Raw genomic sequence first — 16,708 nt, forward strand, 5'->3', positions numbered from 1 at the left:
GGCAACCCGATAGAGAGAGTCTCTCTACGCCAGGACTTCCAAACAGCCTCTCTATCTGCATCGGGCTGATAGTCTTCCCGCATCAGTCCGAACCGGGAGGCTTTGACCATGTCCGCGCATTTCGCCCGCTCGCATCGCCATGAAGCGCTCGACGGCCTCGCCGACCGCCGGCTGCTGCGCGAACTCGCCTATGTCGATGGCCACTGGACCGCAAGCGAGGCTGCCGAAAGCTTCGAGGTCACCGATCCGGCCACCGGCACGACCGTCGCTTTCGTCGCCGCGCTCGATGGCCGGCAGACGACAAAGGCGATCGATGCCGCGGCGCGCGCCTTCCCGGCCTGGCGGGCGCTGTTGCCGCAGGAGCGCTCGAAAATTTTACGAAAATGGTTCGAGCTGATCGTCGGCGCCAAGGATGATCTGGCTCTGCTGATGACGCTTGAACAGGGCAAGCCACTGCAGGAATCGCTGGGCGAGATCGACTACGCCGCCTCCTTCGTCGAATGGTATGCCGAAGAAGCAAAACGCCTGAACGCCGAGAGCGTCACCAGCCATCTGCCGAACGCCGAGATGATGGTGCGGCGCGAGCCGCTCGGCGTCGTCGGCGTCGTCACGCCGTGGAATTTTCCGGCGGCCATGCTGACCCGTAAGGCGGCCGCCGCCCTTGCCGCCGGCTGCACCATCGTCGCGCATCCGTCCTCGGAAACGCCGCTGTCGGCGCTGGCGCTGGCCGAACTCGGCGAACGCGCCGGCCTGCCCGTGGGCGTCTTCAACATCGTCACCGGCAAGGCTTCGACGATCGTCGGCCGGATGTGCGAAGATCCGCGCGTGCGTGCCATGAGCTTCACCGGCTCGACCGAGATCGGCCGGCTGATCGCCGCCCAGAGCGCGCCGACCATGAAGCGGCTGGTGATGGAGCTTGGCGGTCATGCCCCGCTGATCGTCTTTGCCGATGCAGATCTGGACAAAGCGGTTGATATCGCCATCGACGCCAAATTCGCCACGTCGGGCCAGGACTGCCTCGCCGCCAACCGCATCTACGTCCAGCGTCCGATCTACGATCGGTTCTGCGCCGCCTTCGCCAAGCGCATCGAGACGCTGCGGACCGGCAATGGCCTAGCCGAGAAGATTAACATCGGACCGCTGATGCATGAGCGCGCCATCAAGAAGGTGGAGGAACAGGTCGCCGATGCCATCGCTCACGGCGCGCGCTGCCTCACCGGCGGCAAGCGGCACCAGGCCGGCCCGCTGTTCTACCAGCCGACGCTGCTGGCCGATGTCAGTGACGAAGCGCTGATCATGCGCGAGGAGACGTTTGGCCCGGTTGCCGCCGTGACGCCGTTCGACAGCGAGGATGACGTGATTGCCCGCGCCAACGCCACCGAGTATGGCCTCGTCGCCTATGTCGTGACCGAGAATGGTGGCCGGCAGCAGCGCATGGGCCGCGCGCTCGACTACGGCATGGTCGCCATCAACCGCGTCAAGATCACCGGCGCGCCGATCCCGTTCGGCGGCGTCAAGCAATCGGGCATCGGGCGCGAAGGCTCGCGCCACGGGCTCGAAGCCTTCACCGATCTGAAGTATCTCTGTCTGGACGTCGCCTAGGTTCGTCCTGCCATCCCTAAAGGAGTCAAAAAATGCTCGACCAGTCCAACGAACTCGCCGCCTGGGATCGCGACCACTTCTTCCATCCCTCGACCCATATGGGCACGCATGCGCGGGGCGAAAGCCCGACACGCATCATGGCCGGCGGTGAAGGCGTCACCGTGTGGGACAACAATGGCAGGAAGAGCCTCGATGCCTTCGCCGGGCTCTATTGCGTCAATGTCGGCTACGGCCGCCAGAAGATCGCTGACGCCATCGCCGCCCAGGCGAAGAACCTCGCCTATTACCACGCCTATGTCGGCCACGGTACCGAGGCCTCGATCACGCTGGCCAAGATGATCATCGATCGCGCGCCGCAGGGCATGTCGCGGGTCTATTTCGGCCTCTCCGGTTCGGATGCCAACGAAACCAACATCAAGCTGATCTGGTACTACAACAACGTGCTCGGCCGGCCGGAGAAGAAGAAGATCATTTCGCGCTGGCGCGGCTATCACGGCTCGGGCGTGATGACGGGATCGCTGACCGGGCTCGACCTGTTCCACAACGCCTTCGACCTGCCGCGCGCGCCGATCCTGCACACCGAGGCACCCTACTACTTCCGCCGCGCCGACCGTTCGATGAGCGAGGAGCAGTTTTCGCAGCATTGCGCCGACAAGCTCGAGGAGATGATCCTGGCTGAGGGCCCGGAAACCGTCGCTGCCTTCATCGGCGAGCCGATCCTCGGCACCGGCGGCATCGTGCCGCCGCCGGCCGGCTATTGGGAAAAGATCCAGGCGGTGTTGAAGAAGTACGACGTGCTTCTGGTCGCCGACGAAGTGGTGACGGGCTTCGGCCGACTGGGCACCATGTTCGGCTCCGACCATTACGGCATCAAGCCGGACCTGATCACCATCGCCAAGGGCCTGACATCGGCCTATGCGCCGCTGTCGGGCGTCATCGTCGCCGACAAGATGTGGCAGGTGCTGGTTGAGGGCTCCGACAAGCTCGGTTCGCTCGGCCATGGCTGGACCTATTCGGCACATCCGATCTGCGTTGCCGCCGGTGTGGCCAATCTCGAGCTGATCGACGAGATGGATCTTGTGACAAATGCCAAGGAGACCGGCGCCTATTTCCGCGCCGAGCTGGCCAAGGCGGTCGGCGGCCACAAGCATGTCGGTGACGTCCGCGGCGACGGCATGCTGGCAGCGGTGGAATTCGTTGCCGACAAGGACGACCGGGTGTTCTTCGACGCTTCGCAGAAGATCGGACCGCAGGTGGCGACAGCGCTTGCCGCAAGCGGCGTCATCGGCCGCGCCATGCCGCAGGGCGACATTCTTGGCTTCGCGCCGCCGCTCTGCCTGACCCGCGAGGAAGCCGACATCGTCGTGTCGAAGACCGCCGATGCGGTCAAGAGCGTGTTTGCCAATCTCTGAGATCGACTATGAAGGCCATGACCAGAACCCTCCCCGCCACCATGGCCGCCGTGCTGCTTGTCGGGCACGGCGGGCCGGAAAAACTCGTCTACCGCAGCGATGTGAAAGTGCCCGCGCCTGCGCCAGGTGAAGTGCTGGTCAAGGTCAGCGCTTGCGGCATGAACAACACCGATGTTTGGGTGCGCCAGGGCGCCTATGGCACGGAGGAGGACGCTGCCGCCGTGTCGACATGGCGGCGCCAGGGCAACACGCTTGTTTTCCCGCGCATCCAGGGCACCGACACCGTCGGTACCATCGCCGCCGTCGGCGAAGGCGTGTCGCCGGAGCGTATCGGCGAACGGGTGATGGTCGATTTCTCCATCTACAATCGCGACGACGATTCGCTCGCCGACATCGACTATATGGGCCACGGCCTCGACGGCGGCTACGCCGAATACCAGGCCGTGCCGGCCGAGAATGCGCATCTCGTCGATACCGACATGAGCGACGTCGAACTCGCCACCTTCTGCTGCGCTTACCTGACCGGTGAACAGATGCTGGAGCGCGCCGGCTTGAAGGCCGGCGAGCGCGTGCTGGTCACCGGCGCCTCGGGCGGCGTCGGTTCCGGCATCGTGCAACTGGCACGGGCGCGCGGCGCCATTCCCTATGCCGTCGTCGGCAAGGGCAAGGAACAGGCGGTGCTGGACATCGGCGCCGAGGCGGTCATCACCCGTGGCGTCGCAGACCTGCCGCAAGCCGTAATTGAAGCGACCGGCGGCCAACCGATCGACGTGGTGGCCGACCTGGTCGGCGGCGCGATCTTCAACGACCTCTTGCGTATTCTCAGGCCCGAAGGCCGCTACACGACCGCGGGCGCGATTGCCGGTCCGGTCGTGCAACTCGATCTCAGGACCATGTATCTCAAGCAGTTGCAGTTGCATGGTTCGAGCCAGGGCACGCGCGCGGATTTCCGTCGCATCGTTGGTTACATCGAGGCGAAGAAAATCCGGCCGCTGGTCGGTGGCGTCTACAAACTCTCCGATTTCCACCATGCGCAGGCGGATTTCATTGCCAAGGATTTCGTCGGCAAGCTGGTGGTGGTGCCGGATGCCATGTGGGGTTCGGCTGGCTGAACACTCTATGCCTCAACCCTGCTGGGCCGCCCTCAACAGCATGCCGAACAGGTCGCGCGGTTCGTCGGGGTCGGCCAGCATGTCGAGTTCCTAGTAGAGGCCGGTCGAGCGCAGTTGATCCCTGACATAGCGCAGCGCCGAAAAATCCTCGATGGCAAAGCCGACCGAATCGAACAGCGTGATCTGGCCGGAATCGCGCCGGCCTTGCACGGTGCCTGACATCACCTGCCACAGCTCGATCACCTCATGATCCGGCGCAAGCTGCTGGATCTCGCCCTCGATGCGGGTCTGCGGCGGGTATTCGACGAAGATGTCTGAGCGCAGCAGGATATCGCGATGCAATTCGGTCTTGCCGGGACAGCCGCCGCCGACCGCGTTGATGTGCACGCCGGAGCCGACCATGTTGTCGGTGAGGATGGTGGCGTACTGCTTGTCGGCGGTGACGGTGGTGATGATGTCAGCCCCCTCGACCGCCTCCTGCGCGGTGCCGCAGGCGACCATGTCCAAGCCTAGACCGGCGAGATTGCGGATGCATTTTTCGGTGGCCGTGCGGTCGATATCATAAAGCCTCAGCCTGTCGACGCCGAGCAGCGCCTTGAAGGCCACCGCCTGGAATTCGGCCTGGGCGCCGTTGCCGATCAGCGCCATGCAGCTGGAGCCGGCCGGCGCCAGATACTTGGCGGCCAGAGCCGACATCGCCGCCGTGCGCAGCGCCGTCAGGATGGTCATTTCGGACAGCAATACCGGGTAGCCATTGTGGACGTCGGCGAGCATGCCGAAGGCGGTCACGGTCTGGCGTCCCTCGCGCATGTTCTTGGGATGGCCGTTGACATATTTGAAGCCGTAGACCTCGCCGTCGCTGGTCGGCATCAGTTCGATGACACCCTCGGCGCTGTGCGAGGCGACGCGCGGCGTCTTGTCGAACAGCTCCCAGCGGCGGAAATCATCCTCGATGTAGCCGGCGAGTTCGACGAGGAAGCGTTCGACGCCGATCTTCAGCACCAGCTTCATCATATGGTCGACGCTGACGAAGGGCACGATGTTGAGATTGGGGATCATTTTTCTTTTCCTTGCCGCATGCAGGCGGTCAGTCCTGGCGATGCGCGTTGTGCGCCTTCATCATCGTTGCCAGCGCCGGATCGTTTTGCTCCAGCACCCTGATGGCTCCGCCTGTGTCGTAGAGGCGCTCATCCTGGCCCATCTTGAACTTGGCTTCGAGCCGCCCGATCGGCAGGTCAAACCCTATGATACCAGGTATGCGCCGCTCCATGCCGCCTGGTCCGAGCTCACGCATGCGCCAGCGATCGTCGCGATCCTTCTCCAGCACGTCGACAAGCTGCAGGAGATGCCGGGCGGTGCCGTGATCGTCGAGCGGCACCGGATGCCCATGACAATGCACGACGGCAAAGTTCCAGGTCGGCGCGCTGTCGCGCACCGCATTGCGCGGATACCAGGACGGCGAGATGTAGCCATGCGGGCCGTGGAAGACAGCGATCGTCTCCCTGCCTTCGCTGATCAAGGTGCTGTGCGGATTGGCCCGGGCGAGATGCGAGATCAGCGTTCCGTTTTCACCCCGCGCGCGATCGAGCACGAAGGGAAGATGAGAGACGACAAGGCCCTGCGGTCCCGCTGTCACCACCGTGGCAAAGGCCGCGGCCTCGATCAGGCCGAACACCTCGTCGCGCGACAGTGGCACGAACTCGGGCTTGGTATACATCAGGTCAGCTTCGCTGGGCGCGAACCGCCGGGATCAGGCCTTGCGGACGAACCAGCAGCACGGCGATGACGCCCGACAGCACGATGGCGTCGCGATAGGGCGCGATCGCTCCCGGCAATGTCGCTTGCAGCAGCACCTCGATGATGCCGAGCAGGAAGCCGCCGGCGACAGCACCGGGCAAGCTGCCGAGCCCGCCGACGACGGCGGCGATAAACGCCTTCAGCACCGGCGTGAAACCCATCAGCGGGTCGACCGAGGCACGCTGCGCCACCCACAGCATGGCCGCCAGCCCGGCGAGCAGGCCGGAGAGCAGGAAGGCGGTGGCGATGATGCGGCTGGCCGGAATGCCCATCAGGCGCACGACGTCGAAATCCTCCGCTGCGGCACGCATCGCCGTCCCGGTCACCGAGCGGCGCAGGAAGACTTCCAGCGCAATCAGCGCCAGTGCGGAGACGACGATGGAGATGCTGGGACCGACGCCGATGGTGAAATCGCCGAAGGAGAAAGCGCCGGTCATCCAGCCAGGCATGGCGACAGCCTGCGGCCGCGCCGAGATGCCGTTCTGGAAGACGACCTTCAGCAGGCTGGAGACAGCGAAGCTGGTCAGCAACAGACTGGTGACGCTGGCGCCGCGCATCGGCCTGAACGCGATGCGCTCCATGGCGACAGCGGCGAGCGCGCCGCAGGACACGGCGACAAGCACGGCTACGGGGAACGGAAAGCCAAGCACCAGCGAGGCGAGCAGCGCATAGCCCGACAGCGTCATCAGCTCGCCATGGGCGAAGTTGATCAAGCCGACGATGGAAAAGACGATCGCCAGCCCGAGCGCCAGCAGCGCATAGACGCCGCCGAGGCTCACCGCATTGATGATCTGCTGCGCGATCATGCTTCTAAGCTCCCAGATAGGCCTGGCGGACGAGGTCCGAAGAGGCGAGTTCTTTTGCCGTGCCCGACAGCACCACCCCGCCATTGGCGAGCACGACGGCGCGGTCGGCGATTTCGAGCGCCAGCGCCACATTCTGTTCGACCAGAAGGATGGTCAGGCCCTTGCGGCGCAGTTCGGCGATCAGATCGAAGACGGTGTCGATCAGTTGCGGGGCGAGGCCGAGCGAGGGCTCGTCGAGCAGGATCATGCGCGGCTTGCCCATCAGCGCGCGGGCGATGCATCTGCTGTTCGCCGCCCGACAGATTGCCGCCCTTGACGCGGTGGTAGCGGCGCAGGATCGGGAACAGCTCCAGCATCTCCTCTTCGCGCAGCCGCGCCTCGGCCGCCGGCTGATGCACCGCGCCGCCGAGACGCAGATTGTCGGCCACCGTCAGGCTGGCGAAGATGCGGCGGCCTTCCGGAACCAGCGCGACGCCCTTGCGGGCGATCGCCTCCGGCGCCAGGCCGGTGATGTCGACACCGTCGAAGACCACCTTGCCGGATGCCGCCGGCACCAGCCCGGCGACGGCGCCGAGCGTCGAGCTCTTGCCGGCGCCGTTGGCGCCGACCAGGGCGATGATCTCGCCGCTGTCGACGGCGAGGTCGACGCGGCGCACCGCCTCGACCTCGCCGTACCGGATTTTCAGGGCTTCGACGCTCAGCATGACATCACGGCGCCGGAACGTCGGCGGCTTCGGGGATCAGGGTCTCGACATGCTTGCCTTCGCCGCCCTCGTAGCGCATCAGCGCCACTGGCCGCAGCGGCATGCGGTCCGTGCCGGCATAGGTGATCTTGCCGGTGATGCCCTCGAAATCCTTGAGGCCGGCGATGGCGTCGCGGATCGCCTTCGGGTCGTCGGAGCCGGCCGTCTTGACCGCCTGGTCGAGGATCAGGCCGATCTCGTAGCCATTGACCTCATAGGTCGATTCCGGCGCATGGCCGGCATATTTGGTGAAGGCGGCGTTGAAGGCTTCGAGCTTGCTGCCCGGCTCGGCATAGCCGGCCGCGGTGTAGACGACGCCGTCGACCAACTTGCCGAGCGCCTTGATGGTCGGCGTACCGATGGCATCGGCTCCATAGACCGGGATGGTGACGCCGGCGCCGCGCAATTGCTGGATGAAGGCTGGGAAATCGGGCTCATAGGCCGCCGTCATGATCAGGTCGGGCTTATCGGCCAAGCCCTTGATGTTGGTGATCTCGGCGGAAAAGTCGGGCTGGCCCATGCTGAAGGTGCCGCGGCCGACAATGGCGCCGCCCTTCTTCTCGAACACCTTGCCGAAATATTCCGGCAGATTGGCGGTGTAGGTGGAGTCCGGCGAGGTCAGCAGGAACACCTTCTTCTTGCCTTCGGAGACGGCGAAGTCGGCAACCGCCGTCGCCTGTACATTGTCGGCGGGATAGGTGCCGAACATGACATCGCCGACCGCGCCGGTGAGCACCGGGGCGGAGCCGCACAGCGTCAGGGTCGGAATGCCGAGAGGCTGGGTCAGCTGGCCGGCGGAAATCGAGGGATCGGCATCGCACGGCGTGATCATGATCTTGGCGCCGGCATCGATCAGCTCCTGCGCGACCGTGGCGGTCTGCGCGGTGTCGGAGCGGGTGTCCTTGATCAGCAGCTTGACGGTGTATTTGCCGCCGAACCCGCCCTTGGCGTTGAGTTCGTCGAGCGACATGCGCAGGCCGGCAAGTGCCGGCTGGTCGTAAGGGGCAAGACCGCCTGTCTGCGCGGTCGCGGCACCGATGATGATCTCCTCGGCGCTGGCCGTCGAAATGGCGGCGATGCCGAACACGGCAGCGCAGAAGGCGGCGCGATGGAGGCGATAGAGGCTTGGCATGTCGGTTCTCCTTCTGGATTTTTGTCGTTGGTCGTTGCGGTCTATGCGGTCTGGTTTTCAGGCGTTGCGGTCTTGGCGCGCGCCGTGCGGCTGCCGAGATAGGCTGCGATCACGGCAGGGTTCTTCTGAACGTCGCCCGGCGTGCCGTCGGCGATGACGCGGCCATGATCGATGACGACAATGCGTTCGCACAGGTTCATCACCAGCCGCATGTCGTGCTCGATCAGGACGACGCCGATGCGGCGCTCGGTGCGGACTGTCGAGAGGATGGAAACCAGTTCGGCGGTCTCGACGGCGTTCATGCCGGCGGCCGGCTCGTCGAGCAGCAGGAAGCGCGGCTTCAACGCCAGCGCACGTGCCACTTCCAACCGGCGTCGCTGGCCATAGGCAAGCCTGGCGGCCGGCTGATCGGCAAATCTCTCCAGCCCCATGCGCGCAAGTTCACCCATTGCCGCCGCCTCGGCATGGACGAGATCAGGCTCTACCTGGCGTGCGGCGACGACGACGTTTTCCAGCACCGTCATGTGCGGGAAGACGCGGATGTTCTGGAAGGTGCGGGCAACGCCGGAGCGCGCGAAGCGGAAGGCAGAAGCCTGCCGCACCGCGCCACCCACCGACACGGTACCGGCACTTGGCTTGACATCACCGGCCAGCATGTTGAGCAGCGTCGTCTTGCCAGCGCCATTGGGGCCGATGATGCCGGTGATGCTGTCGGTCTCGAAGTTCAGGCTGACGTCGTCGACGGCGACGACGCCGGCATAGCGACGCGACAGACGCTCGGCGGAGAGCCGGTCACTCTCGACACGCTGCGGAGGTGCCGCCGAAGCCGTCACGGCCTGGCGTCCGGGCCGGCGCAGCAGGTTCAGTTCACGCTCGCCGAACAGGCCGGTCGGGCGTCGCCAGATGACCAGGATCATGGCGATGGCAAGCACGCCCTGGGTCAAGCCGAACAGGACAGGCAGATGCAGGCCGAGCACTTCGCCGCCGCCTTCGAAGCGGCGCACCACTTCGACCAAAACGATGGTGACGATGACGCCGGCGAAAGCGCCGAGCGACGAGGTCATGCCGCCGACGATCAGCATGGCAAGCATGGTGAAGCCCAGGTCGAAATAGAAATCGCGCGGTGAAAACGCACCCAGAAACTGCGCCATCATGGCGCCGGCAGCCATGGCGGCGACGACACCCGCCACCCAGGCGGCCAGACGCGCCGTGCGCTGGTCGACGCCGACGGCGGCCGCACCGCGCTCGTCATTGGCGGCGGCGCGTGTGGCAAGGCCGAAGGAGGTTTCGGGAAACAACCGCGCCGCCACCAGCGCCACCGAAGCGACGGCCGCGGCGGTCCACAGCCCGACCTCGCGTGGCACGCCGTAGAAGGGCTGGCTGCCGCGGGTGATCTCGCGCCCGGCGACCAGCAGCGTGTAGACGATGATCAGCATGGCCAGCGTGGCGATCGAGGCACTCGACCCGGACAGCCTGAGCAGCGGCGTGCCGGTCAACAGGCCGATGACCACCGCAAGAACCAGGACGACGGCCAACGCTGCAAAAAAGGAAAGCTGATGGCCGGCGAGGAACTGCGGCAGGTCGCGCAGTGCCGTTCGCTGCAGTGCCGTCGGCATGGTGAGAATGCCTGTCGCATAGGCGCCGAGGCCGACAAAGGCCGCCTGGCCGAACGAGACGATGCCGCTGTTGCCGGAGAATATCTGCAGGCCAAGCACCGCCGTCAGCATGATCGCGGCATAGGTGACGACGCGTTGCATGGCGGCGCCGCCGAAGATGAAGGCGGCAAGCGCCACCAGCAGCAGCACCGCAACCATGCACAAGGCGTCGGCCGTGGCGTTGCGAAACGCGGCTGGCATGAAGCTGCGAGGTTTGCTCTCGCTCATTGTCACCGACGCCATCACGCGGCCTTGAAACGGCTGGGCGAAAACGGCGCCAGGATCGGCTGGGCGCCCTCGGTGACCAGCCTGGCCACCGCCTCGCCGACGGCCGGCCCGGTCTTGAAACCGTGGCCGGAGGACCCCGCCGAAACGACCAGCCCTTCAACCCCAGGCATGGGTCCGATGACCGGCAGGTCGTCGGGGCTCATGTCGTAGAGTCCGGCATAGCCCGGCCGGATGCCAAGCTCGGCCATGGCCGGTACACGGGTGGCGAAGGTCTCCAGTATCTCGACCGATTCTGATTCCTCGACACCTTCCATATAGGTGTCGGGATTTTCGACGAAGCGCGGCCGGCCCGCATGTTCGTGACGCAGGCCGGTGCCGCCGCCGGCCCAGGTGCCGGCGAGGATGACGCCGTCATTGTCGGGTCGTGCATAGTTGCAGGAAATGTCGTCGCACCAGGCGAAAGGCATGACCTGCCTTGCCTTGCCGGCAGCGTCGAGCACGGCCATCGGATGGCGCTCGACATGCAGCGGCAAATCGAGGCCGACCGTCGCCAGCAGGCGGCGCGTCCACGGCCCGGCGGCAAGAACAACCGTATCGGCTTCCAGCACGGTTCCATCGGTCAGTGTGACACCCGTGATGCGGTCGCCCTGCCGCTGGAGGCTCTCGACCAACGTGTTCTGCATGATCCTGGCACCACTGGCGCGGGCGGCACGGGCAATAGCATTGGTGGCGCCGAAGGCATCGGCATAGCCATACTCGGGTTCCCACAGCGCCAGCGCGACATTGTCCAGGGCAAAGCCCGGTGCGGCATCGGCAAAGGCCTGCGGCGACAAGGTCTCGATGCGCGCGCCCTCGCCGCGGATGCGTTCGGCTGCCGACGTCCAGCTCGCCTTGTTGTCGTTGCCGCAGACCCACATCATGCCGATTTCGGTGACAAAGGATCCTTCGCCCGCGATTTCGGGCAACGACACCAGGATCTCTCGGCCACGGATGGATAGCTGCGACAGTTCCGGCATCAGGTAGAAGGCGTGCAGCAGCGCCGACGATTTGCCCGACGGGCCGCCGGCGGGATGGGTCTGCTCGACCAGCGTGACCTTCACACCGGCTTTGGCCAGATCATAGGCCGCGCTCGATCCGACAATACCGGCACCGACGACGATGACGTCGCTTCCATTTCGCATGGCTGTTCCCCACAGTCTCTTGGCTGCTTTTCGACAAGGTAGGGCCAGCGATCGCGCAATGTCAACATCTCTTCATTGTTGACCGAGATTTAAATCTCTGTAATAAACTCAACAAAACAAGAGAACACGGATTCCGGGGGGCCCATGGCGATACGCGATGTTCTGATGCGCGGGGATCTTGCGCTGACGCCGTCGGAGGAGAAGATCGTCCGACTGCTGTTGACGGACTATCCGACCTCCGGCCTCGGCACCGCTTCGTCGCTCGCCCGGCGCGCTGGCGTCAGCGATCCAACCGTGGTGCGGCTGGTGATGAAGCTCGGCTATGAAGGGTTTCCGGATTTCCAGGCGAGGCTTCTGGCCGAAGTCGAGGCAAGACTGCACTCGCCGCTGCTGATGATGGAGGCCAAGCGGCAGAGCGGTTCCAACGACAGCGCCGTGCTGGCCTATCTCGATAGCGTCACCACGGCCTTGCAGAAAGCCACCGCCGCGACACCCGTCCAGACATACGAGCGGGCGGCCCGCTTGCTGATGGAGGCCAAGGGCGAGGTCGTGCTGGTTGGCGGCCGGTTCAGCCGCCACATCGCCGGCATGCTGGCCGGCTATCTCGTGCAGTTCCGCTCCGGGGTTCGCGATCTCGGCGTGCTCTCTCCGCAGATCTTCGACACGCTGGCCGACCTCGGCCGGCGCGACGTGCTCGTCGTCTTCGACTACCGCCGCTACCAACTCGATGTGATGGCCTATGCAAAACAGGCGGCGGCGCTCGATGTGCGCATCGTCCTGTTCACCGACCAATGGCTGTCGCCGATATCAGATCTCGCCGAAGTCACCATCGTCAGCCCGCTCGAAGTCGCCTCGCCCTACGACACGCTGGCGCCGGCGATCGCACAGATGGAAGCGTTGGTCGCCCATATCGTTTCGGCGCTGGGCGACGAGGCCCGCGCCCGCATCGAGCGACTCGAAAAGGTGCGGCATGCCAATGCCGTGACGCTCGACAGCGAACCGCAAGAGAACGGCGCGCGCAAGACACCCGGCCCCCGCAAGACACCGGGACCCAAATCAGCAAAGCAGGACGACAAAGCATGACCCAGGCCCTACCCAAACGAGACGAAGCCTTCCGTGCCGGCGAAACGGCACTGCTGCTCGTCGACATGCAGCGCATCTGGCTGGAGCCGGGCGCCGATCCGTCGCATCCGGAACGTGGCCCCGATCATTATTTTTACCGGCAGACATCCTCGCAGACGATCCCCAACCAGGAGCGCCTGCTGGCGGCGGCGCGGGCCAATGGCGTCGAGGTGCTGCACACCATCATCCAGAGCCTGACCGAAGACGGCCGTGAGCGCTCGCTCGACCACAAGCTGACACCGATCCATGTTGCGCCCAGTCTCCCCGAAGGACTGCCGGTGGCATCGCTGGCGCCGGTTGGCGACGAGATCATGCTGCCGAAGACGTCGTCGGGCATCTTCAATTCGACCAATGTCGACTATCTCCTCAAGAACCTCGGCATCCGCTATCTCGTCGTGGTCGGCGTGCTGACCGATCAATGCGTCGATATGGCGGTGCGCGACGGCGCCGACCGCGGCTATCTTGTCACCTGCGTATCGGATGCCTGCGCCACCATCACCCAGGAACGCCACGACATCGCGCTCAAGGCCTTCGGCGGCTACTGCTGGGTGGCTGACACCGACACGGTCGTCGACCGCTTCAACGCTTTGGGAAAACCGGCATGACGTCGACTGTCGAGCCTCTGGTTGCCGTCGTCACCACGGATCTCTCCGCCGTCACGCGGGGCCGTTTCGTTGCCGAAAGCAAGTTGCAGAAGACCGCCACGACCGGCGTCGGTTGGCTGCAGGCCAATCTGTCGCTGACGCCGTTCAACTCGATCGTCGATCCCAACCCCTGGGGCTCGTCGGGCGACCTGCGGCTGATCCCCGATCTCGAGGCGCGCTTTCGCACAACACGCACCGGATCGGCAACGCCATTCGATATGGTCGCCGGCGACATCGTCGAACTCGACGGCAGCCCATGGCTCGGCTGCACCCGCACGATGCTCAAAGACGCGCTGGCCGATTTGAAAACCGCAACCGGCCTGTCGGTCATCGCCGCCTTCGAGCACGAATTCAACGTTGCCGACGGCGGCTTCGCACAGGCGCATTCAATGTCTTTCGCCGCACTGCGCCGCGCCGACCCTTTCGCGCCCAATCTGATGGCGGCGCTCGAGGAAGCCGGCGTCGCGCCCGAGGTGGTCATCGCCGAATTCGGCGACGAGCAGTTCGAGGTGACGCACGAGCCGGCGGACGCGCTGACGGCGGCCGACCGCGCCGTCGCCATCCGCGAAATCACGCGCGAGTTGGCGCGCAATGCCGGCTGGCGTGCGAGCTTCGCCCCCAAGACAGCGCCAACCGCCGTTGGCAACGGCGTCCACATCCATTTCAGCTTCGTCGACGAGGCCGGCAAGCCGATGACTTACGATCCGGCACTGGCGGGCGGCCTTTCCGCCAAAGCGGGCGCCTTCTGTGCCGGCGTGCTGCGCCATCTGCCTGGGATGACCGCCATGACGGCGTCGAGCGTGTCGTCCTTCTACCGGCTGAAGCCGCACAGCTGGAGTTCTTCCTACACCTGGCTTGCCGACCGCGACCGCGAGGCGTCGCTGCGCATCTGCCCGACGGTGACGATCGGCGGACGGGATCCGGCGCGGCAATACAACATCGAATACCGGGCCGCCGACGCCACCGGCAATCCCTATCTGTCGCTGGCGGCGATCATCCGCGCCGGGCTGGAAGGGCTGAAGGCGGGCCTGACGTCGCCACCTTTGGTCACCGGCGACCCGACACTGATGAGCGAGGCGGAGCGGGCAAGTCTCGGTCTGGTGCGCCTGCCCGAAACCCTGCCCGCGGCACTGGACGCGTTGCTGGCCGACGGCACCGTGACGGGATGGTTCGCGCCCGTCTTCATCGAAACCTTCGTCGGCCTCAAGCGACATGAAGCCGAGCGTCTTGCCGGTCTCGATCCGGCCTCCATCTGCGATCTCTACCGGACGCTCTATTGATGACCGCAGTGACAAAAAATGATTGGCCCGAGGCCGTCGAGGCCCTCAACGAGCACGGCCGTTCCGATATCGTGCTGTTGTGCGAGCATGCGTCCAACCACATGCCGGTCGAGTATCGACAGCTTGGCCTCGATGCCCACCATCTGCAGCGCCACATCGCCTGGGATATCGGCGCCGCCGAAGTGACCCGCCTGCTGTCGTCGAAGCTCGATGCTCCGGCCTTCCTCAGCGGCTATTCGCGGCTGCTGATTGACCTCAACCGGCCACTGGGCACGCCAGGCAGCATTCCGGTACTGTCGGAAGACACCGACATTCCCGGGAATGTCGGCATCGATGCGGCGGAGCGGACCCGGCGCGCCGAGATCATCTTTTCGCCGTTCCATGACCGGGTGACCGCTTATCTCGACCGCCGGGCACAAGCAGGCCGGCAGACGCGGATCGTGACGATCCATTCTTTCACGCCGGTCTTCCTCGGCGTCAGCAGGCCCTGGCATGCCGGCGTGCTGCATGACCAAGCAAGAGGTCTCGCCGAAGCGATCCTTTCGGGCCTGCGCACCGATGCGGCGCTCAATGTCGCGGCCAACGTGCCCTATGTGATCAGCCGCGACGCCGACTACGCCGTGCCCATCCATGGCGACGATCGCGGCATCGCCGCCGTCCTCGTTGAGATCCGGCAGGATCTTTTGTCGACACGGTCCGGCATCGAGGAATGGGCGGACCGGCTGGCGGCGGCACTGCCGGCACTCGAGACAGAAACCGTGCCGTGAGCAATCCAAGCCTGCGCGAGCGCGACGCCGCGACCATCGCCCAGATCGGCAAGTTGCGTTTCTCGCCGCTCAGCGTCATCGGCAGCCGGGGCAACCGGCTGATCGGCGGCTGCTGGCAATCACGCCCCGCGGCCACGGCTGCGGCAGAAATTACCCAAGCAGCCCCGCCTGATCGTTGCGCGGCATCTATTCCGCGATACGCACGATCAGCTTGCCGAAATTCTTGCCCTCGAGAAGGCCGAGAAAGGCCTGTGGTGCATTTTCGATGCCATCGACGATATCTTCCCTGTAGCGGACGCGGCCGGACGATATCCATTCGGCCATCTCACGATAGAAGGCCGGCGCTGGTCGACAAATTCACGCTGGATAAACCCCCTGATCGTCAGGCTGCGGTGCAGCACTTGCTGCATCAATACCGGCAACCGGTCGACGCCGGCATCCGCGATGACGTTGTACTGCGCGATCAGCCCGCAGACCGGCACACGCGCAAATTCGTTCAGCAGCGGAAACACCGCGTCCCAGACAGGACCACCGACATTCTCGAAATAGATGTCGATGCCACCGGGGCAGGCTGCCTTCAACTGCTCGGCAAAATCATCGGCACGGTGATCGACGACCGCATCGAAGCCGAGTTCGTCTCGCACGAAGGCGCACTTGTCGGCACCGCCGGCAATGCCGACGGCACGCGCGCCCTTGATGCGCGCGATCTGGCCAACGGCCGACCCGACCGCGCCGCTGGCGGCCGCCACGACGACCGTCTCGCCAGGCTTCGGCTGCCCGATGGTGAGCAGACCGGCATAGGCCGTGAAGCCCGGCATGCCGAGCACGCCAAGCGCCGTAGTGATGGGTGCCGCAGCGGGATCCAGCTTGCGCAACCCGACACCGTCGGACAAGGCAAAACTCTGCCAGCCGGAATGGGACAGCACGATATCCCCTTCGGTAAATTCCGGGTGGCGAGAGATCACGACGCGCGCAACGGTACCGCCTTCCATCACGCCGTCGACATCGACGGGCCTGGCATAGGATTTCGTAGCGTTCATGCGCCCGCGCATATAGGGATCGAGCGACAGATAGAGGATCTGCAGCAGCAGTTCGCCCTCTCCCGGCTGGACGACATCAACCGTCTCGATGCGGAAATCATCCGGCTTCGGCCGGCCTTGTGGCCGCGCCGCGAGCACGATGCGGGTGTTGGACTGGATCGACATCGAAAATCTCCCTGCGAAGAAG

12 protein-coding genes and 3 pseudogenes are annotated in these 16,708 nt (G+C 65.1%); 7 read left to right on the plus strand and 8 right to left on the minus strand.

Annotated features, from left to right (window positions below; genetic code table 11):
* Positions 1–108: 108 nt before the first annotated feature.
* From RPF88_RS17185 to RPF88_RS17195, 3 genes are read left to right on the plus strand one after another with little or no spacing between them, the layout of a single operon-like run.
* A complete protein-coding gene (locus RPF88_RS17185) occupies positions 109–1,602 on the plus strand; it encodes an NAD-dependent succinate-semialdehyde dehydrogenase (protein ID WP_337122690.1) in 1,494 nt (497 codons plus the stop codon).
* 32 nt (positions 1,603–1,634) lie between these two features.
* Positions 1,635–3,014, plus strand: a complete 1,380-nt coding sequence (locus RPF88_RS17190; RefSeq protein ID WP_127370294.1) for an aspartate aminotransferase family protein — start codon at positions 1,635–1,637, stop codon at positions 3,012–3,014.
* A gap of 8 nt (positions 3,015–3,022) precedes the next feature.
* Positions 3,023–4,126, plus strand: coding sequence for an alcohol dehydrogenase family protein (locus RPF88_RS17195; protein WP_337122691.1), 1,104 nt, complete (start codon positions 3,023–3,025; stop codon positions 4,124–4,126).
* 12 nt (positions 4,127–4,138) lie between these two features.
* Here RPF88_RS17195 and RPF88_RS17200 read toward each other — a convergent pair.
* The 7 genes and pseudogenes from RPF88_RS17200 to RPF88_RS17230 form a co-directional block, all read right to left on the minus strand.
* A pseudogene (locus RPF88_RS17200) lies at positions 4,139–5,185 on the minus strand (ornithine cyclodeaminase).
* A gap of 28 nt (positions 5,186–5,213) precedes the next feature.
* Positions 5,214–5,843: an FMN-binding negative transcriptional regulator gene (locus RPF88_RS17205; protein WP_337122692.1), complete on the minus strand. Its 630-nt coding sequence runs from the start codon at positions 5,841–5,843 to the stop codon at positions 5,214–5,216.
* Between the two features lie 4 nt (positions 5,844–5,847).
* Positions 5,848–6,729: a branched-chain amino acid ABC transporter permease gene (locus RPF88_RS17210; RefSeq protein WP_027035600.1), complete on the minus strand. Its 882-nt coding sequence runs from the start codon at positions 6,727–6,729 to the stop codon at positions 5,848–5,850.
* A gap of 4 nt (positions 6,730–6,733) precedes the next feature.
* Positions 6,734–7,433, minus strand: a pseudogene (locus RPF88_RS17215) (ABC transporter ATP-binding protein).
* Between the two features lie 4 nt (positions 7,434–7,437).
* Positions 7,438–8,604, minus strand: coding sequence for an ABC transporter substrate-binding protein (locus RPF88_RS17220; RefSeq protein WP_337122693.1), 1,167 nt, complete (start codon positions 8,602–8,604; stop codon positions 7,438–7,440).
* Positions 8,605–8,645: 41 nt separating this feature from the next.
* The gene (locus RPF88_RS17225; RefSeq protein WP_337122694.1) at positions 8,646–10,487 is read right to left on the minus strand and encodes a branched-chain amino acid ABC transporter ATP-binding protein/permease; all 1,842 of its coding nucleotides are present in this window, start codon (positions 10,485–10,487) and stop codon (positions 8,646–8,648) included.
* Between the two features lie 14 nt (positions 10,488–10,501).
* Entirely contained in the window at positions 10,502–11,668 is a 1,167-nt protein-coding gene (locus tag RPF88_RS17230; protein ID WP_337122695.1) for an NAD(P)/FAD-dependent oxidoreductase, read from the minus strand.
* Between the two features lie 144 nt (positions 11,669–11,812).
* Here RPF88_RS17230 and RPF88_RS17235 point away from each other — a divergent pair, with 144 nt between their 5' ends.
* The 4 genes from RPF88_RS17235 to RPF88_RS17250 are packed head-to-tail and all read left to right on the plus strand — an operon-like array spanning position 11,813 to position 15,481.
* Positions 11,813–12,751 (plus strand): MurR/RpiR family transcriptional regulator, encoded by a 939-nt coding sequence (locus tag RPF88_RS17235; RefSeq protein ID WP_337122697.1) that lies wholly within the window; start codon positions 11,813–11,815, stop codon positions 12,749–12,751.
* The gene (locus RPF88_RS17240; RefSeq protein ID WP_013530318.1) at positions 12,748–13,395 is read left to right on the plus strand and encodes a cysteine hydrolase family protein; all 648 of its coding nucleotides are present in this window, start codon (positions 12,748–12,750) and stop codon (positions 13,393–13,395) included. Before RPF88_RS17235 ends, RPF88_RS17240 begins: the two co-directional genes overlap by 4 nt.
* Positions 13,392–14,714 (plus strand): glutamine synthetase, encoded by a 1,323-nt coding sequence (locus RPF88_RS17245; protein ID WP_337122698.1) that lies wholly within the window; start codon positions 13,392–13,394, stop codon positions 14,712–14,714. The genes RPF88_RS17240 and RPF88_RS17245 overlap by 4 nt, the downstream gene beginning before the upstream one ends.
* Positions 14,714–15,481 (plus strand): N-formylglutamate amidohydrolase, encoded by a 768-nt coding sequence (locus RPF88_RS17250; RefSeq protein ID WP_337122699.1) that lies wholly within the window; start codon positions 14,714–14,716, stop codon positions 15,479–15,481. The genes RPF88_RS17245 and RPF88_RS17250 overlap by 1 nt, the downstream gene beginning before the upstream one ends.
* 186 nt (positions 15,482–15,667) lie before the next feature.
* Here RPF88_RS17250 and RPF88_RS17255 read toward each other — a convergent pair.
* Positions 15,668–16,686: pseudogene (locus tag RPF88_RS17255) on the minus strand (NADP-dependent oxidoreductase).
* Between the last annotated feature and the right edge of the window lie 22 nt (positions 16,687–16,708).

The sequence above is a fragment of the Mesorhizobium sp. ISC11 genome, from assembly GCF_037162595.1.
In the GTDB taxonomy this organism is placed as follows: Bacteria; Pseudomonadota; Alphaproteobacteria; order Rhizobiales; family Rhizobiaceae; genus Mesorhizobium; species Mesorhizobium ciceri.